Here is a 20,557-nt window from a genome sequence, read left to right as displayed (position 1 = left end):
TGAGTTTGGTCCCTTACATAAACTGCGGGGCAAAATCACGCAAAAACCACCCACTCCCAACCCCCCGCCGCCCCCCGGGACCCCCCGCGCCACCGGGCGCCGCCCGGGTGGGGGGCCCACCGGCGGACGTCGGCCCGCAGGGGCGTGCTAGGAGGCGCGGCGCGCGGCCCGGCGGGCGAGCAGGGCGGCCTGCCGCTCCTCGAACTTGCGGGCCTGCTCGTCCAGCCCGTCGAGGAAGACGCCGAGCTCGTCCTGGGCCATCAGGCCTTCCGCGCCGAGGCCGTCGATCTCCATCACCCGCAGGTGGCGGAGCACCGGCTGCAGCACGTCGTCGTGGTGGATGCGCAGGTTGTAGACCCCGCCGATGGCGATCTGCGCGGCGGCGCGCTCGAAGCCCGGGATGCCGTGGCCGGGCATCCGGAAGTCCGTCACGACGTCGGCGATGGCCCGCATGGCCTGGTCCGGGGCGATCTCCAGGGCGGCCTTGAGGAGGTTGCGGTAGAAGACCATGTGCAGGTTCTCGTCGTTGGCGATCTTCGCCAGCAGCTGGTCGCACAGCGGGTCGCCGGCGTGCTTGCCGGTGTTGCGGTGCGAGATGCGGGTCGCGAGCTCCTGGAAGGCCACGTAGGCCACCGAGTGGAGCATGCTGTGCGCGTTGTCGGACTCGAAGCCCTCGGACATGTGGGACATCCGGGCCCGCTCCAGCTCCACCGGGTCGACGGCCCGGGTGGCGAGCAGGAAGTCGCGAATGGCTATCCCGTGCCGGCCCTCCTCGGCGGTCCAGCGGTGCACCCAGGTGCCCCAGGCGCCCTCGCGGCCGAACATCGTCGCGATCTCGTGGTGGTAGCTCGGGAGGTTGTCCTCGGTGAGCAGGTTGACCACGAGGGAGACCCGGCCGAGCGCCGTCACCTGGGACTGCTCCAGCGACCAGGCCTCGCCGCCGAGCACGCCGTCGAAGTCGCGGCCCTGGCTCCACGGCACGAACTCGTGCGGCATCCACTCCTTGGCCACCGCGAGGTGGCGGTTGAGCTCCTTCTCGACGACCTCTTCGAGGGCCAGGATCAGCCGGGCGTCGGTCCAGGCGCTCGATCCGAGCGAGGTGCTGCGCTGCACAGGGGCGATGGTCACGGGGGTTGCTCCTGGGGGACGGCACGCGCGGGACGGGCGCGTTGGGCGGGCACGTCGGGGGACGCGCGGAGGGGCACACTTACGGTTGCGTAGGTTACGACACCGTAAGTTGCCCGGACCGGAAAAGACAAGCCGCCCCCGCCTGGCCTTATGTCGTCTTGACGGGCCTGGCGGGGGCGGCCTCGAACGGTCGCTTACGGAGGGCGGTGGCGCGGGCGGCGCGACGGGCGGCGCAACCGGCCCCGCAGCGGCCCGCGGGCGCGGTCAGGGGCCCGGGATGCGCACCCGCATCGTGAGGCCGCCACCGGGGCGCGGAGTGGCCTCGATGGCGCCGCCGTGGGCGCGGACCACCGAGCGCACGATGGACAGGCCGAGCCCGACCCCCTTGTCGCTGCGGGTGCGGTCGGCGCCCTTGACCCGGCGGAACGGTTCGAAGATGTGCTCCAGCTCGTACTGCGGCACCACCGGGCCGGTGTTCGAGACGACCAGCTCGCCGCCGCCCGGCACCTCGGCCGTGGTCAGCTCGACCCAGCCGCCGGCGGTGTTGTAGCGCACGGCGTTCTGCAGCAGGTTCAGCGCGATCCGCTCCAGCAGGACGCCGTTGCCCGAGGCCACGGCCGGATCGAGCGTCGAGCGCAGCTCGACCTCGCGCTTGTCGGCCTCCGAGCGGGTCTGCTCCAGCGCCCGGGAGGCCACCTCGGACAGGTCGACCGGGCGGCGTTCGGTGAGCTCGTTGTCGCTGCGGGCGAGCAGCAGCAGGCCCTCGACCAGCTGCTCGCTGCGCTCGTTGGTGGCCAGCAGGGTCTTGCCGAGCTGTTGGAGGTCGGGCGAGGCGGCCGGGTCGGAGAGCTGCACCTCCAGCAGGGTCCGGTTGATCGCCAGCGGCGTGCGCAGCTCGTGCGAGGCGTTGGCGACGAAGCGGCGCTGGGAGTCGAACGAGCGGTCGAGCCGGTCGAGCATGCCGTCGAACGTGTCGGCGAGCTCCTTGAGCTCGTCGTCCGGCCCGTCCAGCTCGATCCGCCGGTGCAGGTCGGAGGAGGCGACGTCACGGGCGGTGCGGGTGATCCGGCCGAGCGGGCGCAGCACCCGGCCGGCCATCGCGTAGCCGGCCGCGAAGGCGATCACGGCGAGGCAGACGAGGACGGTGAGGGACTTGCGCAGCAGCGTGTTGAGCGCCTGGTTGGACTGGACGGTCTGGTAGTTGGCCAGCCACCGGTCCAGCGTCGCCTGGTTGGTGATGGTGATGCCGTCCGGCGTGGTGACGCTGATGTTGCCGGTCGGGCTGCTGAGCACGAGGTGCGGCAGCGAGGCGTCCTGGAGGGCCTGGCGGACGAAGTAGTACATCACCAGCAGCAGGACGATGCCCGCCATCAGGAACATCCCGCCGTAGAGCAGGGTGAGCCGCATCCGGATGGTGGGGCGGAACGGCAGCCAGGCGAGCATGCCGTCGCCGGGGACGTAGTTCTCGTGCGTCGACTGGTGCAGCCGGGGCGCGCGCGGGGGGTGTGCGGGCTTGGGCGGTACGACGCGCGGGCCGCCGGCGGGCGCGCCGGAGGGCCCGCCGGCCGGGGGCGGGGTGGTCATGATGGGTCCTCTCGGGGCGTCCGCCGGGGCGGGCGCTGGTCGGTGGGGGGATCCGCCGGGGATCCGGGGCGGGCTCCGCTCAGATGCGGTAGCCGGAGCCGGGCACGGTGACGATGACCGGCGGGTCGCCGAGCTTGCGGCGCAGCGTCATGACGGTGACGCGCACGACGTTGGTGAACGGGTCGGTGTGCTCGTCCCAGGCCTTCTCCAGGAGCTGTTCGGCGGAGACGACGGCGCCGCCGGCGCGCATCAGGACCTCCAGGACGGCGAACTCCTTGGGGGCGAGCTGCACGGTGCGTCCGTCGCGGATGACCTCGCGGCGGCCGGGGTCGAGCGAGATGCCGGCGCGCTCCAGGACGGGCGGCAGCGGGACGGTCGCGCGGCGGCCCAGCGCCCTTACCCGGGCCACGAGTTCGCTGAAGGCGAACGGCTTCGGAAGGTAGTCGTCGGCGCCGATCTCCAGGCCCTCGACCCGGTCGCTGATGTCGCCGGAGGCGGTCAGCATGATGACCCTGGTGGCCAGGCCCTGTTCGACCACCTTGCGGCAGACGTCGTCCCCGTGGACGAGCGGCAGGTCCCGGTCGAGCACCACGACGTCGTAGTCGTTGACCGCGATGCGCTGGAGCGCGGCCTCCCCGTCGTACACCACGTCGACGGCCATCGCCTCGCGGCGCAGGCCGGTTGCGACGGCCTCGGCGAGCAGCTGCTCGTCCTCGACGACGAGAACCCGCACGGTCGTTGTCCCTTCTCCAGGCCGGCCCCGGAAGCGGACGCACGGCTCCGAACGTGTCTCCATCCTGCCTGGTCCTTCGGTAAAGCAGCGATAAGCTGCCCCTCGGGCAGGGTTCGCCCGGCTCCCCACCGGTCACGGTTCGTACCCGGAGCAGTCCGATTGGACTGTGACACGGGCAACTTTCTCGGCCGGGCAGGTTTCCCGGCCGTCGGGGCGGGGAGGACAGCTGCACACCCGCGATCTGGCCCTTGGCCGGTCGCACCCACCCGCCGTGCGTTCATCCGCGCCAGCCCTGGGGCATGGGACGTCACCGGGAGCGGCCGAGGCCGTCTCCGCGCCCGACCGGAGCAGCAGACCCGCCGGCCCGGGCGCTTCCGTCGACCGGACCACCTCAGGGCGGAGAACGCACGACCGTGCACGTCCGACACAGTAAGGGGGCCCGTATGGACGCCTTCAAGGCCGGAATCCTGCAGCGCATAGCCAACGCCGAGCAGGACCTGCACCGCGCGATCGAGGCCGGGGACGAGTTCCTCGCCGAGGTGGAGCAGTCCGAGCTGGACGACCTCCGCCGACTCGCCGCCGAGCACGGCGTGGACACCGTGCTCGAGCGCCACCGCACCGCCGCGTGACGCTTCGCAGCACCTGACCCGACGCCGGTCCTCCGGCACCAGCGGCCCTGCGGGGGCCGTGCGAAACCCCAGGCCCTGGCATCCCCCGTATGCCAGGGCTCTTCGTTTGCCCGGCCCGGGAGGAACCCGCGCCTGCGGGGGCAAAGATTTGCCCCCGGGACATGACGTGTCCCGGGGGCGAACGTCCGGTGAAGCGCTCAATCCGCCCAGGCGCGCAGCGCGGCCAGGCGCTCCTGGAGCGGCTCGTACACGCCGGGCGCGGCGGCGACGGTGAGCCGACCGTCCGGGCCGTGCCCGGGCCGTCCGCCGGTCAGGGCACCCGCCTCGGTGGCGATCAGGCAGCCCGCGGCGCGGTCCCAGGGGGCCAGGCCGCGCTCGTAGTAGCCGTCCAGGCGCCCGGCGGCGACGTCGCACAGATCCACCGCGGCGGCGCCACCCCGGCGGATGTCCCGCACCTCGGGCATCAGGGCCAGCAGCACCTCGGCCTGCCGGACCCGCACCGCCTCGACGTAGTTGAAGCCGGTGCCGATCAGCGCCTGCCCCCACGGCGGGGCCGGGCGGGCGGAGATCGGCGCGCCGTCGAGGCGGGCGCCACGCCCGACGACGGCGTGGAACAGCTCGCCGCGGGCCGGCGCGTGGACGACGCCGACGACCGCCCGGCCGTCCACCTCGGCGGCCACGCTCACCGCCCACGAGGGCAGCCCGTACAGGTAGTTGACCGTGCCGTCGAGCGGGTCGACGACCCAGCGCACCCCGCTGGTGCCGGGCCGGTCGGCGCCCTCCTCGCCGAGGTAGCCGTCCTGCGGGCGGCGCTCGGCGATCAGCTCCACGACGAGCTTCTCGGAGGCGAGGTCCATCTCGGTGACCACGTCGACCGGGCTGCTCTTGGTGCCGGCCACACCCAGGTCGGCGGGCCGGGCGTCGCGCAGCAGGGCGCCCGCCCGGCGGGCGGCGTCCAGGGCCACGTCGAGCAGGTCGTCGAGCAGCCGGGCGTCGGGCAGGGCGGGGCTGGACACGGGCATCTCCTCCGGTACGGGTCAGCGCTCGGCGGCGGCCGGGCGGGGGGCGCGCGGGTTGGGGCAGCAGGCCACCGCGCACACGTCGTGGCTGGGCCCGAGCGCCCCGAGGGCGCAGCGGGTGACGTCCTCGCCGCGCTCGGTGGCGGCCCGCTCCAGGACCAGCTCGCGCACGGCGGCGGTGAACCGGGGGTCGGCGCCGACGGTGGCCGCCCGGGCCACCGGCAGGCCGAGCTCGGCGGCCTTGGCGACGGCCTCGGTGTCGAGGTCGTACGTGACCTCCATGTGGTCGGAGACGAACCCGATCGGGACCATCACGACGGCCGGCGCGCCGTCGGCGTGCCGGGCCTCCAGGTGGTCGCAGATGTCCGGCTCCAGCCACGGGATGTGCGGGGCCCCGCTGCGGCTCTGGTAGACGAGCTCCCACGGCCGGCCGGCGACGCCGGTGCGCTCGGCGACGGCCTCGACGACCAGCCGCGCGACGTCCAGGTGCTGGGCGACGTACGCACCGCCGGGCTCGCCGCGGGCCGGGTCGTCCGGGGCGCCGGAGGTCTCGGCCATCGCGTCGGGGATGGAGTGGGTGGTGAACGCCAGCCGGGCGCCGTCCCGCACGCCGGCGGGCAGCCGCTCCAGGGCGGCGACGGTGGCCTCGGCCATCGGGCCGACGAAGCCCGGGTGGTTGTAGAAGTGCCGGAGCTTGTCGACGCGCAGCTCGGGGCCGCCCTCGTCGGCGAGGACCGCGAGCGCGTCGGCGAGGTTCTCGCGGTACTGGCGGCAGCCGGAGTAGCCGGCGTAGGCGCTGGTGGCGAGGACGGCGATCCGGCGGTGACCGTCGGCGGCCATCTCGCGCAGGGTGTCGGTCAGGTAGGGCGCCCAGTTGCGGTTGCCCCAGTAGACCGGCAGGTCCAGGCCGTGGTCGGCGAAGTCCTTGCGCAGCGCGGCCAGCAGCTCGCGGTTCTGCCCGTTGATCGGACTGACCCCGCCGAACATGAAGTAGTGCTTGCCCACCTCCTTCAGCCGTTCCTTCGGGATTCCCCTGCCGCGGGTGACGTTCTCCAGGAACGGCACGACGTCCTCGGGGGCCTCGGGGCCGCCGAAGGAGAGCAGCAGGAGGGCGTCGTAGGGAGCGGCGCCGGAGAGGGAGGGTTTGCGCGCGTCGGACATGGCACCGATCCTGCCATTGAGGGGCCGGGGCCCGTCGGCGGGGCGGCGCGGAGAGCCCGGAAAATACCGTTTGCCAACATACGTAAGCTGTGTTCAACCGCCTTGTTCCTTACCTCCCCGGAGCTTCCGCGTGCTGTCCAGCTACCGCCAGATATTCGCCGCCCCCGGCACGCTGGCCTTCTCCTCCGCCGGGTTCATCGCCCGCCTGCCGATCTCGATGACCGGCATCGGCATCGTGACCATGCTGTCCCAGCAGCGCGGCTCCTTCGGGGTGGCGGGCCTCGTCTCGGCGACCCTGGCGATCGCCGCCGCGGTGCTCGGACCGGCCGTCTCCTGGCTCGTCGACCGGCACGGCCAGCGCCGCGTCGCGCTGCCCGCCGCCGCGTTCACCATCGCCGCGGCGACCGGACTGCTGCTCTGCGCCCACTTCGACGCCCCGGACTGGACGCTCTTCCTCTTCGCCGTCGGCATGGGCGCCATGCCCAGCGCGGGCGCCATGGTCCGCGCCCGCTGGGCCCACCTCTACCGGGACAAGCCCGCCCGACTGCACACCGCGTACTCCTTCGAGGCGGTGGTCGACGAGTTCTGCTTCATGGTGGGCCCGATCCTCGCCGTCAGCCTGGCCACCAACGTCTTCCCCGAGTCCGGCCTGCTCGCCGCCGGCCTCGCGCTCACCGTCGGGATCGTCCTGTTCACCGCCCAGCGGCGCACCGAGCCGCCGGTCCACCCGGCCGCCGGGCGCAGCGGCCGCAGCGCGATCCTCAACCCCGGCCTGGTCGTGCTGGTGCTCACCTTCATCGCCACCGGGGCGATCTTCGGCTCGGTCGAGATCGTCACCGTCGCCTTCGCCCGGGCCCAGGACCACGAGGGCCTCGCCGGCACCGTCCTCGCCGTGTGGGCACTCGGCTCCGGCCTGGCCGGCATGGTCTACGGCGCGCTCAAGCCCACCAGCCCCCTGGCGAATCGTTTCGTCGTCGGCGTCGTGATGATGGCGCTCACCATGATCCCGGTGCTGCTCGTCGCCGAGGCGGTGCAGGGCCTCGGCGGGCTGCTCGCCACCGGCGCCGTCCTCCTGCTCGCCGGCGTCGCCATCTCCCCCACCCTGATCTCCGCGATGGCCCTGGTCGAACGGCTCGTCCCGGCCGCCCAGCTCACCGAGGGCATGGCCTGGACCACCACCGGGCTCGCGCTCGGCGTCGCCCTCGGCTCCTCGGCCGGCGGCTGGGTGGTGGACGCCTCCGGCGCCGCCGCCGGCTACTGGGTGCCGCTGGTCGCCGGCGTGTTCGGCGTCCTGGTCGCCCTCGTCGGCCTGCGCACCCTGCGGGCCGGCCTGCCCGCGGCCGAGCCCGGGGCGCCCGCCGTCGAACCCGTAGACCTCGGACGGTGAACTGACTAATCTCCTCCCTACTCGCGGGCCTACCCGCGGGTAGGGGCCCGCGCGGCCCCGTGCACAGGCCCCACCGGCGGCCCCCACCGCCCGGACCCCGCCGACCCCGTCGGCCACGGAGCAGGAGTCAGCACATGCCCCAGGCCAGTACCGCGACCGCCGTCCGCTGGACCAACTGGGCCGGCAACCAGAGCGCCCGGCCCGCCCGGGCCGCCGCGCCCGGCACCGCGGAGGAACTGGCCAGGGAGATCCGGCGCGCCGCCGAACAGGGCCGCACCGTCAAGGCCGTCGGCTCCGGCCACTCCTTCACCGCGATCGCCTCCGCCGGCGACGGCGTCCAGATCCGCCCGCACGCGCTCACCGCCGTCCGCGGGATCGACCGCGAGGCCGGCACCGTCACCGTCGAATCCGGCCTCCCGCTGCACCGGCTCAACCGGCTCCTCGCCGCCGAGGGCCTCTCGCTCACCAACATGGGCGACATCGAGGTCCAGACCGTCGCCGGCGCCACCAGCACCGGCACCCACGGCACCGGCCGCGACTCCGGCTCGCTCGCCGCGCAGATCCGCGCCCTGGAGATCGTCCTCGCCGACGGCACGGTCCACCGCTGCTCGCCCACCGAGAACCCGCGGCTCTTCCAGGGCGCCCGGCTCGGCCTCGGCGCGCTCGGCGTGATCACCGCGCTCACCTTCGGCGTCGAGCCGTCCTTCCTGCTCACCGCCCACGAGCAGCCGATGCGCTTCGACGAGGTCCTCGACCGCCTCGACGACCTCACCGCCGTCAACGAGCACTTCGAGTTCTACTGGTTCCCGCACACCGACCGCTGCAGCACCAAGCGCAACAACCGCAGCCAGGGCCCGGCCGCCCCGCTGCCCCGGTTCAAGGGCTGGCTGGAGGACGACTTCCTCTCCAACACCGTGTGGGAGGGCGCCTGCCGGGTCGGCCGCCGCTTCCCCGGCAGCATCCCCGCCATCGCCTCGCTGGCCAGCCGCGCGTGGTCCGACCGCAGCTACACCGACACCTCGCACAAGGTGTTCACCAGCCCGCGCAAGGTCCGCTTCGTCGAGATGGAGTACGCCGTGCCGCGCGCCGCCGTCGCCGACGTGCTTCGCGAGCTGAAGGCGCTCATCGAACGGTCCGACTGGCGGATCAGCTTCCCGGTGGAGGTCCGCTTCGCCCCCGCCGACGACCTCTGGCTCTCCACCGCCTCCGGCCGCGACAGCGCCTACATCGCCGTCCACCTCTACCGGGGCACCCGCGACCAGGGCTACTTCACCGGCGTCGAACAGCTGATGGCCGCCCACGAGGGCCGCCCCCACTGGGGCAAGCTGCACACCCGCGACGCCGAGTACCTCGCCGGGGTCTACCCGCACTTCGGCGACTTCACCGCCCTGCGCGACGAGGTCGACCCCGGCCGCCTGTTCGCCAACCCGTACCTGCGCCGGGTCCTCGGCGACTAGGACACGCCCTGGCCCGCCGGGGTTCCGGCGGCGGGCGCCGGGGCCTCCGACGCCGGGGCCCGGCTCGGCGCGGGCGGCTGCGGAGTCGTCCCGCCGGTCGGCTTCCCGCCACCGCCCGCCGACGGGGACGCGCCGGAGGTGGGCGTCCCGCTCGGGCTCGGGTCCGGGGTCGGCGTCGGTGTCGGGGACGGCGACCCGCCCGAGGTCGGCGACCCGCTCGGGCTGCCGCTCGGCTCCGGCCGCGGCCTCGACGTCGCCGGGTCCGACGCACCGCCCGACGGCGTCGCGCCCGGCCCGTGCCCGCCACCGGACGGCCGGCCCGTCGGATCGCCGGCCGGCGGCTTCGGATCCGTGCCCACGCTGCCGCCGAACGACGTGCCGTTGCCCGTCTGCCCGGTCACCGTCGCCGACACCGGCTGCCCGGTGACCATCTCGAACGCCACGATCGGCGTCATCGCCAGCACGAACACCAGCCCCGACACCGCCGCGTACGTCCGCCACGTCCACCGCCGGCGCGCCCGGACCACCTGCGGCTCGTTCCACTCCGACGAGATCACCGGCACCCGCGGCTCCACCGGAGCCACGTCGTCCGCCGGCACCTGGCGCAGCCCGTTCACCGTCTGGTTCGGCCCGCGGTCCACCGCCTCGCGCAGCTGCTCGCCGGTGCGCCTGAAGAGGTGCTGGAACAGCGCACCGCCCGTGGTGGCCCCGACGCTCACCACCGCCGCGCCCATGATCGTGCCGTAGACCCCCAGTTCGGACGCCAACAAGGCCCCCGCCACCGCGGCCAGCGCGCTCGCCACGACCTGAGCCACACTCAGATCGATCCGCCTGCGCTCGTCCTTCCCGCCCTCCTCGACGGGCTCCCGCTCCGGCATCGACATCCCTCGGTCCGTACGACTGTTCTTCGAACAAGTCACTCCATCTTGCCCAAAGAAGGACACAAGGGACGAAAATCCGGTTCTTCCCTCCGCGATTGTGTGAAGATGATCACCGTCCATCCGGCAGCGGTCCGCCGCCCGGGGCGCGCGCTCTTGAGATTCCCGTGAATCGCGGGAGACTTGAGCGGCGAGCCGCCCCTCCGGATGCCACGAATGGAGTACTGTTCGTAAAGCCTGAGCCTTGGGTCGACTTGTCGACTGCCAGTACCACGGCAACTTGACGAAGAGCCACGACACAGGCACGCACGGCGACGCCGGTCCCGGATCGTCGCGAACACTCCGCGTGCGAGGACGGCCGGGACACCCAGGCGCGACGTCGACGGATGACGTGGCAAAAAGGCAACCGTGCCACAGCGGTGTGGACGGGCGTGAGCCCGACACGCCGGGGAACTCAGCAAGGTTGTGGCCAGTCGCGAGTGGGCAGGCCACACTCAGTACGGGAGCAGCGACGCAGGTGACGTCGGCAGGCACCACCCGGGAGGTAACCGTGCCCGAACTGCGGGTTGTGGCCGTCAGCAACGACGGCACACGGCTGGTGCTCAAGGCTGCCGACAGCACGGAGTACACCCTCCCCATCGACGAGCGGCTGCGCGCCGCCATCCGCGGCGACCGCCCGCGCCTCGGCCAGATCGAGATCGAGGTCGAGAGCCACCTCCGCCCCCGCGACATCCAGGCGCGGATACGAGCCGGTGCCTCCGCCGAGGAGGTCGCCCAGGCCGCCGGCATCTCCGTCGACCGGGTCCGCCGCTTCGAGGGACCCGTCCTCGCCGAACGCGCCTTCATGGCCGAGCGCGCCCGCAAGACCGCCATCCGCCGCAACGGCGAGTCCCCCGGCCCGCAGCTCGGCGAGGCCGTCGCCGAACGGCTCGCGCTGCGCGGCGCCGAGAAGGAGACCGAGCGCTGGGACTCCTGGCGGCGCGACGACGGCACGTGGGAGGTCATCCTCTCCTACCGCTCCGACGGCGAGGGCCGCAGCGCCTCCTGGACGTACGACCCGCCCCGGCGCCTCGTCACGCCCAACGACGACGAGGCCCGCGCGCTGATCGGCGAGACCGTCGAGCGCGAGGAGGACTCGGTCTTCCCGTTCATCCCGCGGATCGCCCGGCTCCCCCAGGACCGGCCGCCCCGCCCGATGATCGACCGCCCCTCCGCCGACCGCATCATGTCCGCCCGCGAGGCGCGCGAGGCCGCGGCCGAGGGCCGGGACTCGCTCACCAGCCTGCTCGACGTCGTCCCCGCCTTCCGCGGCGACCTCGCCGTCGGACCCGCCCCGGTCGAACCGGTGCCCGCCGAGGTCGCCGAGGAAACCGAGGAACCGGCCGCCGCCGCGGCACCCGCCGTCGGCGCCGGCTCCGCGTACGCCGACATCCTGATGCCGCGCGCCGTCGCCCCGCACCGCGAGCGCCTGGTCGGCACCACCGACCGGCAGGCCGAGGCGGACGGCGTCCGGCCCGGCCGCCGGGCCACCGTGCCCAGCTGGGACGAGATCGTCTTCGGCAGCCGGCGCAAGAAGCAGGAATAACCGTCCGCGCGAGAAGGGGCGGGAGGCTTCGGCCTCCCGCCCCTTCCGTACGCCCGCGGGCGCGGGACGCTCAGCCCGGCTGCTCCGTGACCGCCACCGGACGGCTCGCGTCGCTCGACCACTCGCTCCACGACCCCGGGTACAGCGTGGCCGGCACGCCCGCCACCTCCAGTGCCAGGACCTGGTGCGCCGCCGTCACCCCCGACCCGCAGTACACGGCCGTCTCCCGCTCCCCCGCGCCCAGCGCGCGGAACCGCTCGGCCAGCTCCGCGGCCGGCCGGAACCGCCCGTCCGCACCGACGTTCTCGGTGGTCGGCGCCGACACCGCGCCCGGGACGTGCCCCGCGCGCGGGTCGACCGGCTCCGTCTCACCCCGGTAGCGCTCTCCCGACCGGGCGTCCAGCAGCAGGCCGCTGCGCGCCCACGCCGCCGCGCCATTCCCGTCGATCGTCGGCATCTTGCCCGGGACGGGCTTGAAGTCGCCCTCCTCCTCCGCCGGCACCTCGGCCGTCACCGGAAGCCCGGCCGCCGACCACGCCGCGTAACCGCCGTCCAGCACCCGCACGTCGCGGTGCCCGGCCCAGCGCAGCAGCCACCAGGCGCGGGCCGCCGACAGCGAGGGCCCGCCGTCGTACACCACGACCGGACGGTCGGCGCAGACACCGAAGCGGCGCATCGCGGCGCCGAACTCCTCCAGGTCCGGCAGGGGGTGGCGGCCCCCCTGGCCGGGAGCGCCGGGCGCGGCCGCGAGGTCCCGGTCCAGGTCGACGAAGTGCGCGCCCGGCAGGTGCCCGGCCCGGTACTCCTCCGCGGCCGTCGGGCCGCCCGCGGCCGCACCGACCAGCTGGTAGCGCACGTCCAGCAGCACCGGCGGACGCGACGAGGCGAGCGCCTCCCGCAGCCCGGCCGCGGAGATCAGCGGGGAACCGTCGTTGTAGGTGGTCATGTGGGCCATTGTCGCGCAGCGCGGCCGAACCGCCGCTCTTTGTGCGGTCTTTGCCGGAATTTCCGCGCGGCCGAAGGGTTGGTCGCGCGCCGGAGTGGAAGCATCACCCTCGCGTGCGCGAATTCCGTGCGCCAACCGCCCGTGAGGAGGCCCGCATTGCCCGCGGTGAAACTCCGGCTCGCCCAGGGCACGCCCTGCTGGGTCAGCCTGCTGACCGACGACCTGGCCGGCGCCCGAGCGTTCTACGGCGACCTGCTCGGCTGGAGCTACTCCCCCGGACCGGCCCAACTCGGCGACTACGTCCGGGCCGAGCTCGACGGTGAACCGGTCGCCGGCCTCGGTGTCTCCAGCGCCACCGGCTTCCCGGTGCAGTGGACCACCTACTTCGCCGTGGACAGCGCCGACTCCGCCGCCCAGCTCGTGCGCGAGTGCGGCGGCACCGTCGCCGTCGGGCCCCTCCAGGCCGAACGCGCCGGACGGATGGCCATCGCCGCCGACGTCTCCGGCGCCGTCTTCGGCCTGTGGCAGGGCGAGGAGCACGTCGGCCGCGAGGCCGGACCCGAACCCGGCGGCCCCGCGTGGGCCGAACTGCTCACCACCGACGCCGAGGGCTCCGCCGCGTTCTACGCCACCGTCCTCGGCCGCACCCTCCGGCCCGGCGCCGACGAATCCGCGCTGCTCGTGCAGGGCCGGCCGGTCGCCGGCATCCGGCACGGCGCCGAACTGCGCGGCCACCCGCCCCGCTGGCGGATCCACTTCGCCGTCCGCGACGCCGCGCTCACCGCCCGGCGCGCCACCGAACTCGGCGGCCGGGTCCTGGTCGAGCCGCACGACACCGCGCGCGGCCGGGCCGCCCGGCTGGCCGACCCGCAGGGCGGGCACTTCTCCGTCCTGGAACCCCGCTAGGAACGACGGCCCGGGACCGGCCTCACGACTGGGACTGCTCGAAGGGGAGCACGTCCGGGGAGAGCACCGAGGCACGGGCGGTCGCCGCGGTCAGGCGACGGCGGTGATGCCGTCGGCACAGCACCTCGTAGCCGACCTCGTCCTCCTTCACCGAGATGTCGCCGATCACGACCTGCGCGCCCTCGACGACCATCACGCCGCCGACCGTCCGCGCGTTGTGGGTGGCCCGCGCGCCGCACCAGCACAGCGCCTCCACCTGCAGCACCTCGACCCGGTCGGCCAGCTCGATCAGCCGCTGCGAGCCCGGGAAGAGCCGGGTGCGGAAGTCCGTCGTGATCCCGAACGTGTAGACGTCGATGTCGAGTTCGTCCACCACCCGGGCCAGCTGGTCGACCTGCCCGGCCGCGAAGAACTGGGCCTCGTCGCAGATCAGGTAGTCCACCCGGCCGCCGGCCGACAGCCGCTGCACCACGTGCGCGTGGAAGTCGAAGTCGTCGGTCACCTCGACCGCCTCGGCGCGCAGGCCGAGCCGGCTGGAGATGGTCGCCGCGCCGGCCCGGTCGTGGCGGGTCAGGATGACCCCCTGCCGGCCGCGGGCGGTGTGGTTGTGGTCCATCTGCAGCGCCAGCGTCGACTTGCCGCAGTCCATCGTGCCCGAGAAGAACACCAGTTCAGCCATGGGTGGAGCAAAGGCCTTTCACATCAGGGGAGTTCGGGCACCGGGGAAGCGGTGGCAGCGGCGCTGCGGACGACATCGGCGGCACGGCTCAGGCGCGCACTTCGAGCAGCGGCACGAACTGCTCGACCGGGGTCATCGAGCCGTGCAGTCCGATCATCGCCGACTCGCCGGGCTCGTTGCGGGAGGCGATGATCGCGACGTCGTCCCGGGCCGCGGCGACCACGTCGCCGATCCGCGCGTACACGCGCTCGTCCACGACCGGGCCGAACCAGCCCGCCGCGATCGCCTCGTCCCTGGTCGCCACCCACATCCGGTCGCCGAGCACCTCGCTCCAGACCGTGTACACGTCCGCCGCGGCCCCCGGCACCGCGTACACGTGCCGGGCCCGGCCCTCGCCCCCCAGCAGGGCCACGCCCGCGCCGAGCTCCCAGTCCTCGTCGAAGTCGATCCGGTCCTCCGGCGCGATGTCGATCATGCCGTGGTCGGCCGTGACGTACATCGCCGAGCGCGGCGGCAGCCGCTCGGCCAGCCGGCGGGCCAGCCGGTCCACCGCGTCCAGGGTCATCCGCCACTCGTCCGAGTCCACGCCGAAGCGGTGGCCCGCGCCGTCCAGCTCACTGACGTACGTGTACACCAGCGCCCGGTCGTGCTCGGCCAGCCAGGCTGCGGCCCGGTCCATCCGCTCCTCGCCGGTGGTCCGGCCCATGAACGTGCCGCCGGACAGCGCCACCCTGGTCAGCGGGGTCTGCGCGAACAGCGGGGACGACACCTGCGCCGTCGCCACCCCGGCCGCGTGCGTCCGCTCGAAGACCGTCGGGTAGGGCTGCCAGGCCGCCGGGTCGGTCGGCGGCTGCCAGCGCAGCTGGTTCATCAGGTACCCGGCACCGGGGACCGCCACCGTGTAACCGGCCAGACCGTGCTGCCCCGGCGGGGTGCCGGTGCCCACCGACGCCAGCGAGGTCGCCGTCGTCGACGGGAACCCGGCCGTCAGCGGACGGCCCGAACCGCCCATCGAACTGCCCGCCAGCGAGGACAGGAACGGCGCGTACTCGGGGTGGCGCAGCAGCAGCTCCCAGCCGAGGCCGTCGACCAGGAACACCACCACGCGGTCGGCCGGGGCGATCGGCAGCGTCGCCGAGAAGCCCTCGACGCCCAGCCCCGCCGCGACCGAGGGCAGCAGGTCGCAGAGCGAACCGCTGCCGTAGGCGGGAGCGGGGGCGGTGGCGGGATCGAGGATCTCGAAGGCGTCGTAGCCGTCGGAAGGTGCGAAAGACATGGATCCGGTTTCGTGGCGGTCGGCGGCAGTCGTTCTGGGCGGGCAGTCGTTCTGGGCGGGTGGTCGTTCTACGCGAGCAGTCGTCCTGCGCGAGCAGTCGTCCTGCGCGGGCGGTCGTTCTACGCGGGCGCTCGTCCTGCGCGGGCGGTCGGGCGGGGCGGGGCTCAGGCCCGCGGGCCGTTGCTGACCGTCGCGTCCGACAGCGCCCGGGCGAACACCAGCGCCTGCGCGACCGTCTCCGGACCGTCGCCGGCCTCGCTCACCCGCAGTGACAGGTCGTCAGCCGTCGCCGAACCCGTGTAGCCGTGGTCCGCCTCGCAGTTCGGGTCCGAGCAGCCCGCCGGCTCCAGGTCCAGCCGCTGCACCGCGCCCCAGCCGATCGTCAGCACGACCTCGCGCGGCAGCGTGCCCGGCGTGTACGTCTCCGGGTTCGCCACCATCCGGCTCACCACGACCGAACCGATCCGGTCCAGCCGGACGCTCTCCGTCGACGTCGTCGCCAGTGGCACCGACGGGCCGGCGGCGTCCCCGGTCTGCTCGTCGGTGTGGCTCACCACGAACCGGGTCGGGGTCAGCACCAGCACGGTGACGTGCCGGCGCACCTCGTTGGCGTCGAACGTCGTCTCCTGGTGCACCAGGTACGAGCTGATCGGCTCCGGGCCAACCGCGGACTCCACCGCTTCGGACACCAGGGCCGGGTAGTAGCCACTGCGCTCGATCGCCGAGCGCAGGTCCTGAGTGGTGGTGGTACCGGTCTTCGCCATAACTCCATCCTGGCATGGTCCGCCGACGAAGCGGGCGGCGCGGCGCCGAGCTTCGGACAACAGCGCCCACGGGCAGGCGCAACCAAGGAAGGTTACAGGCTGCTCATGGCGCGCGGGCCCAGATCACTGCGGACGGGCAGGGGCGCGATGCGCACCCGCGCCCCCAGGATCGCCAGCCCGTGCGGGGCCACGACCACCGGTTCGAGATCCACCGACGCGACCTCCGGCAGATCGTCCACCAGCCGCGACACCCGCAGCAGCAGCTCCTCCAGCGCGCCCGTGTCCACCGCCTCCGCGCCCCGCCAGCCGAACAGCAGCGGAGCCGCCCGCACCTCCCGGATCAGCCCGGCGACGTCCTGATCGGTGGCCGGAACCAGCCGGTGCGCGACATCGCCCAGCAGTTCGGCCGGCGCCCCCGCCAGACCGAAGGACAGGATCGCGCCCACCGCCGGGTCGACCGTGGCGCCGATCACGGTGTCCACCCCGCGCGGCGCCAGCCGCTGCACCACCAGCTCGGCCTGCGCCGCCCCGCCGAGCAGGGCGTCCAGCTCGCGGTGGGCCCGGCGCAGGCCCGGCTCGCCGGTCAGGTCCAGGCGGACACTGCCCAGGTCGGGGCGGTGGCGCAGGTGCGGGGCGGTCGCCTTCAGCGCCACCGGGTAACCCAACGCCGACGCCGCCCGCACCGCCGTCCCCTCGTCCGGGGCGGGCAGGGTCGGCGAGACGTCGATGCCGTAGTGGGCCAGCAGCGCGCGGGTCTCCGCGTCGGGCAGCGTGATCCGGGCGCCGCCCGGCTGGGTACGGGCCGCGACCGCCGCGCGGGTGTTCAGCGCCGCGTCCACCAGCACGCGGGCCCCCGGCTCGTCGATCCGGTCCAACTCCGGCACCCGGGCCGTCTCCTCCGCCTCCGCCATCCGGCGCCGCCACTGCCCGTAGTGCACGGCGTGGGCGAGGGCCCGCACCGCACGCTCCGGCGCCGCGAACGCCGGGATGCCGCCCGGACGCAGCCGCAGCGGCAGATCGGTCAGCGCCAGGTGCGCCAGCACCAGCGGCTTGCCCAACTCCCGCGCCCGCTCACCGGCTTCGAGCAGCGCCGTGGCGATCTCCGGATCGTCCGAACCCATCTCCGGATCCTCCGGACCGGCCAGCCGACCGCCCATGAACGCGTGCGCGGACGTGCCGATCGGCGGGATCGCGACGGCGATCACGGCGTCCACGGCGGGATCGGACAGGGCGACGTCCAGCGCGATCCGGAAGTTCTCGCCGGTCGCACCGGTGGTCAGGTCGACGGGCGTACGGGGGCGCAGGCCCGCGCTCAGGCAGGCGTCGTACGTCAGCAGGCCCAGCGAGTCCGAATTGCCGACCACGGCGACCCGGTCCCCCGGCGGCAGCGGCTGCTGGACCAGCAGCTCACCGGTGTCGTACAGCTCGGTGATCGTCTCCACCCGGGTGACCCCGGCCTGCTCGAACAGCGCGTCCACCGTCGCGTCGCGCAACCCCGTCGCCGTGGCCGGCACGGCGTGGCCCGGCGGCAGGCTCCCGGTGTGGCGCGCACCCTTCACGACGACCACCGGCTTCGCCGCGGCCAGACGGCGGGCGATCCGGGTGAACTTGCGCGGATTGCCGAACGACTCCAGGTAGAGCAGCACCACCTCGGTCGCGTCGTCCTCCGCCCAGTACTGCAGGAAGTCGTTGCCGGAGACGTCGGACCGGTTGCCGACCGACGCGAACGACGAGACGCCGAGCCCCCGGCGGTGCGCGGCCTCCAGGAGCGCCACCCCGATCGCCCCGGACTGGCAGAAGATCCCGAAACCGCCGCGCCGCGGCAGGTGCGGCGCCAACGAGGCGTTCAACGGCTGCCCGGGATCCGTGCTGATCAGACCGAAGGCGTTCGGACCGACCACCCGCATCCCCGCCGCACGGGCCTGCCGCACCAGCGCCCGCTGGCGGTCACGGCCCTCCGGGCCCGTCTCCGCGTACCCCGCCGTCACCACGACCAGGCCCTGCACCCCGTGGGCGCCGCACTCGGCGACCGTCGCCGGCACCGCACTCTCGGGGACGGCGATCACGGCCAGGTCCACCGGACCCGGGACGTCCCGGATCGAGCGGTACACCGGGACACCGTCCAGCTCCGTCCCGGCCGGAGCCTTGCGGTTCACCGCGTACACGGGACGCAAGGCCTCCCCGTCCCCGCGCTTGCTCTCGAACTCGGCGTCGAAACCGCCCAGCAGATCCCGCAGCAGCGCCCGCCCCACCGTCTGCGGATTGCGCGAAACCCCGATCACCGCCACCGAACGCGGCGTGAGCAGCCGCTGCACCGAACGCGCCTCCGCACGATGCTCCCGCGCCCGCATCACCGCCAGCGAGCGGTCCGTCTGCTCCAGGTCGAACTCCAGGTGCACCACACCGTCCGCGAAACTCCGGTGCTGCGTGTAGCCGGCGTCCGTGAAGACCTTCACCATCTTCCGGTTCTCCGGCAGCACCTCCGCCTGGAAACGACGGATCCCCCGCTCCTGCGCCACCGCCGCGATGTGCTCCAGCAGCGCCGACGCCACCCCGCGGCCCTGATGCGCGTCCTGCACCAGGAACGCCACCTCGGCATCCGTCCCGGAGTCCGACGGACGGCCCTCGGCATCGATCCGGTCGTACCGCACCGTCGCGATGAAACGGTCCCGGACCACCACGGCCAGCGCCACCCGGTTCACGAAGTCGTGGTGCGTGAACCGGCGGACGTCCTTCTCCGAGAGCTTCGGATAAGGGGCGAAGAAACGGAAGTACTTCGACTGGTCCGAGACCTGCTCGTAGAACTCCACCAGCCGCCCGGCATCGGCGGGAGTGATCGGCCGGATCCGGGCCGTGCCGCCGTCGCGCAGCAGGATGTCGGCCTCCCAGTGCTGCGGATAGTCCGGATGCCCTGGGTGCTGCGCCGCCGCGGAGTCGTCCACGATCGTCAGGTTATCCGGCGGCGGGCCGAATGGCGCCCGGCGTGCACGCGCGGCAGGGTGGACAGGGCCACTGGCCGGGCCTTATGCCAGGAAAATGCCCCGAAAAGAAACAATCACAACTCCCGAACGCGGCGGCTCGCCGAGGTCGACTGCGTGCAACACTGGTCTAGACAACATGGCCGCTTCCCCGAGCCCGGCCGTGACCAGCTTCACCGGAAAGGCACGTCTCATGGCCGAGCGCCGCGTCACCATCGGTTGGGCCGAGGGCCTGCACGCCCGTCCCGCCTCCATCTTCGTCCGGGCCGTGACGGCCACCGGCGTGCCGATCACCATCGCCAAGCCCGGCGGCAACCCCGTCAACGCCGCCTCCATGCTCGGCCTGCTCGCCCTCGGCGCCCAGGGCGGCGAAGAGGTCATCCTCGCCACCGACGCCGAGAACGCCGACGAGGCCCTCGACCGCCTCGCCAAGCTCGTCGCCGAAGGCCTCGAAGAACTCCCCGCCGCCGCCTGAGCGGGCTGGATCGCGACAGCGCCCGGCAGTGCATTTAGCACTGCCGGGCGCTTTGCGTTCACGGATTCGGTCGCATCCACACCTTTCGGCGAACTGGTGAGCGATCACCCCTTGCGGGCGCCCGCTCGCACACATGCTCGCCGCATGACGTTCTTCGACCTCGAACGACCCGAGCACGCCTACATGTTCGCCTTCATCCAGGCGGACGGCCACCTCACCCAGGGAGTCGGCAACAAGGGCCGGCTCGCCGTGGAGCTCTCCGCGCGGGACGCCCCGATCCTGGAGGAGTTCCAGCGCCTCTGCCCGTTCAACAGCAGCATCCGCTACCGGACCCGCACCACGAACTTCAAGGCGGACCACACGTCGGTGATGTGGACCGTGTGCGCCCGTGAGTTCCGCGAGGAACTGCAGGCGCTGGGCCTGCCGGTCGGGCGCAAGTCCGAGATCGTGGCCCCGCCGACCGTTCCGTTCTCGGGCCGCGACTACCTGCGGGGTCTGATCGACGCCGACGGTTCGGTGGGACGTACCGCCCAGGACCTTCCGTTCGTCGGCCTCACGACCAAGAGCGACGCCATCGCCTCATTCTTCACCGACTATGCCGAAGCACTGTCGGGGTCCGAGCGCCGCATCTTCCGCCGGAACAGCCGAGACGGAATCTACAACATCGTGTACACCCGAGAGGAGGCAGTCGCCATCGCCAGCGACGTCTACTACACCGGCTGTCTGTCGCTGCCCCGAAAGCAGTCCGGGGCAGCACTCGCGGGATCGTGGCGCCGGCCGGCAGCCATGAAACGGGTAACCAGGCGAAGCTGGACCCCCGAAGAGGACACAATCCTCCTCGGGAGCCCGACTCTGGCCGATGCTGCCAAGACCCTCAGGCGATCCGCGAGCAGCTGTCAGGTCCGTCGTTGGCGGCTTCTGAATCTCACGGCGGACGAAAGGAGCATCGGGAGGCGATTCCCCGCCCCCTGA

18 protein-coding genes are annotated in these 20,557 nt (G+C 73.5%); 8 read left to right on the top strand and 10 right to left on the bottom strand.

Annotation, left to right across the window (positions count from 1 at the left end; translation table 11 throughout):
* Positions 1-147: 147 nt before the first annotated feature.
* The 3 genes from ACFXDE_RS28465 to ACFXDE_RS28455 form a co-directional block, all read right to left on the bottom strand.
* The gene (locus ACFXDE_RS28465; protein ID WP_380497520.1) at positions 148-1,128 is read right to left on the bottom strand and encodes an acyl-ACP desaturase; all 981 of its coding nucleotides are present in this window, start codon (positions 1,126-1,128) and stop codon (positions 148-150) included.
* Between the two features lie 264 nt (positions 1,129-1,392).
* Positions 1,393-2,712 (bottom strand): sensor histidine kinase, encoded by a 1,320-nt coding sequence (locus tag ACFXDE_RS28460; protein ID WP_380439569.1) that lies wholly within the window; start codon positions 2,710-2,712, stop codon positions 1,393-1,395.
* Positions 2,713-2,791: 79 nt separating this feature from the next.
* The gene (locus tag ACFXDE_RS28455; protein WP_097235981.1) at positions 2,792-3,445 is read right to left on the bottom strand and encodes a response regulator transcription factor; all 654 of its coding nucleotides are present in this window, start codon (positions 3,443-3,445) and stop codon (positions 2,792-2,794) included.
* A gap of 443 nt (positions 3,446-3,888) precedes the next feature.
* On the opposite strand from ACFXDE_RS28455, the gene ACFXDE_RS28450 reads away from it, so the two are divergent.
* Positions 3,889-4,074, top strand: a complete 186-nt coding sequence (locus tag ACFXDE_RS28450; RefSeq protein ID WP_030057688.1) for a hypothetical protein — start codon at positions 3,889-3,891, stop codon at positions 4,072-4,074.
* A 197-nt stretch (positions 4,075-4,271) separates the two neighbouring features.
* Here ACFXDE_RS28450 and ACFXDE_RS28445 read toward each other — a convergent pair whose 3' ends face one another.
* Positions 4,272-5,096 (bottom strand): inositol monophosphatase family protein, encoded by an 825-nt coding sequence (locus ACFXDE_RS28445; RefSeq protein WP_380497519.1) that lies wholly within the window; start codon positions 5,094-5,096, stop codon positions 4,272-4,274.
* A gap of 15 nt (positions 5,097-5,111) precedes the next feature.
* On the bottom strand, positions 5,112-6,254 hold the full coding sequence (locus tag ACFXDE_RS28440; RefSeq protein ID WP_380497518.1) for a ferrochelatase: 1,143 nt from the start codon (positions 6,252-6,254) through the stop codon (positions 5,112-5,114).
* Positions 6,255-6,384: 130 nt separating this feature from the next.
* Between ACFXDE_RS28440 and ACFXDE_RS28435 the strand changes: the two genes are divergently transcribed.
* The 4 genes from ACFXDE_RS28435 to sepH all read left to right on the top strand — a co-directional run bounded on the left by ACFXDE_RS28435 (position 6,385) and on the right by sepH (position 11,561).
* Complete coding sequence (locus ACFXDE_RS28435) at positions 6,385-7,641, top strand: MFS transporter (protein ID WP_380497517.1); 1,257 nt, start codon at positions 6,385-6,387, stop codon at positions 7,639-7,641.
* 134 nt (positions 7,642-7,775) lie between these two features.
* Entirely contained in the window at positions 7,776-9,098 is a 1,323-nt protein-coding gene (locus ACFXDE_RS28430) for a D-arabinono-1,4-lactone oxidase (RefSeq protein ID WP_380439560.1), read from the top strand.
* A 138-nt stretch (positions 9,099-9,236) separates the two neighbouring features.
* Entirely contained in the window at positions 9,237-9,845 is a 609-nt protein-coding gene (locus ACFXDE_RS28425; RefSeq protein ID WP_380439558.1) for a hypothetical protein, read from the top strand.
* Positions 9,846-10,493: 648 nt separating this feature from the next.
* Entirely contained in the window at positions 10,494-11,561 is a 1,068-nt protein-coding gene (gene sepH, locus ACFXDE_RS28420) for a septation protein SepH (RefSeq protein WP_380439556.1), read from the top strand.
* Positions 11,562-11,631: 70 nt separating this feature from the next.
* On the opposite strand, the gene ACFXDE_RS28415 is transcribed toward sepH, so the two are convergent.
* On the bottom strand, positions 11,632-12,507 hold the full coding sequence (locus ACFXDE_RS28415; protein WP_380497516.1) for a sulfurtransferase: 876 nt from the start codon (positions 12,505-12,507) through the stop codon (positions 11,632-11,634).
* Positions 12,508-12,672: 165 nt separating this feature from the next.
* Here ACFXDE_RS28415 and ACFXDE_RS28410 point away from each other — a divergent pair, with 165 nt between their 5' ends.
* Complete coding sequence (locus ACFXDE_RS28410) at positions 12,673-13,413, top strand: VOC family protein (RefSeq protein WP_380497529.1); 741 nt, start codon at positions 12,673-12,675, stop codon at positions 13,411-13,413.
* A gap of 22 nt (positions 13,414-13,435) precedes the next feature.
* Here ACFXDE_RS28410 and ACFXDE_RS28405 read toward each other — a convergent pair whose 3' ends face one another.
* The 4 genes from ACFXDE_RS28405 to ACFXDE_RS28390 all read right to left on the bottom strand — a co-directional run bounded on the left by ACFXDE_RS28405 (position 13,436) and on the right by ACFXDE_RS28390 (position 19,074).
* A complete protein-coding gene (locus ACFXDE_RS28405) occupies positions 13,436-14,092 on the bottom strand; it encodes a thymidine kinase (RefSeq protein ID WP_380439552.1) in 657 nt (218 codons plus the stop codon).
* 88 nt (positions 14,093-14,180) lie between these two features.
* Positions 14,181-15,368 carry an alkaline phosphatase family protein gene (locus tag ACFXDE_RS28400; RefSeq protein ID WP_380439550.1) on the bottom strand — a complete coding sequence of 396 codons (1,188 nt, stop codon included), beginning with the start codon at positions 15,366-15,368 and terminating at the stop codon, positions 14,181-14,183.
* Between the two features lie 164 nt (positions 15,369-15,532).
* The gene (locus ACFXDE_RS28395; RefSeq protein ID WP_380439548.1) at positions 15,533-16,132 is read right to left on the bottom strand and encodes a DUF5998 family protein; all 600 of its coding nucleotides are present in this window, start codon (positions 16,130-16,132) and stop codon (positions 15,533-15,535) included.
* Between the two features lie 92 nt (positions 16,133-16,224).
* Entirely contained in the window at positions 16,225-19,074 is a 2,850-nt protein-coding gene (locus ACFXDE_RS28390; protein WP_380497515.1) for a GNAT family N-acetyltransferase, read from the bottom strand.
* Between the two features lie 229 nt (positions 19,075-19,303).
* Here ACFXDE_RS28390 and ACFXDE_RS28385 point away from each other — a divergent pair, with 229 nt between their 5' ends.
* Together ACFXDE_RS28385 and ACFXDE_RS28380 are read left to right on the top strand one after the other, a co-directional pair.
* Positions 19,304-19,585 (top strand): HPr family phosphocarrier protein, encoded by a 282-nt coding sequence (locus ACFXDE_RS28385; protein ID WP_359964780.1) that lies wholly within the window; start codon positions 19,304-19,306, stop codon positions 19,583-19,585.
* Positions 19,586-19,729: 144 nt separating this feature from the next.
* Positions 19,730-20,557, top strand: a complete 828-nt coding sequence (locus tag ACFXDE_RS28380; RefSeq protein WP_380497514.1) for an LAGLIDADG family homing endonuclease — start codon at positions 19,730-19,732, stop codon at positions 20,555-20,557.

The sequence above is a fragment of the Kitasatospora sp. NPDC059408 genome (assembly GCF_042751525.1).
Taxonomy (GTDB): Bacteria; Actinomycetota; Actinomycetes; order Streptomycetales; family Streptomycetaceae; genus Kitasatospora.
The sequence above is the reverse complement of the archived record's forward strand: the minus strand, read 5'-3'. Positions and strand labels throughout refer to the sequence as shown.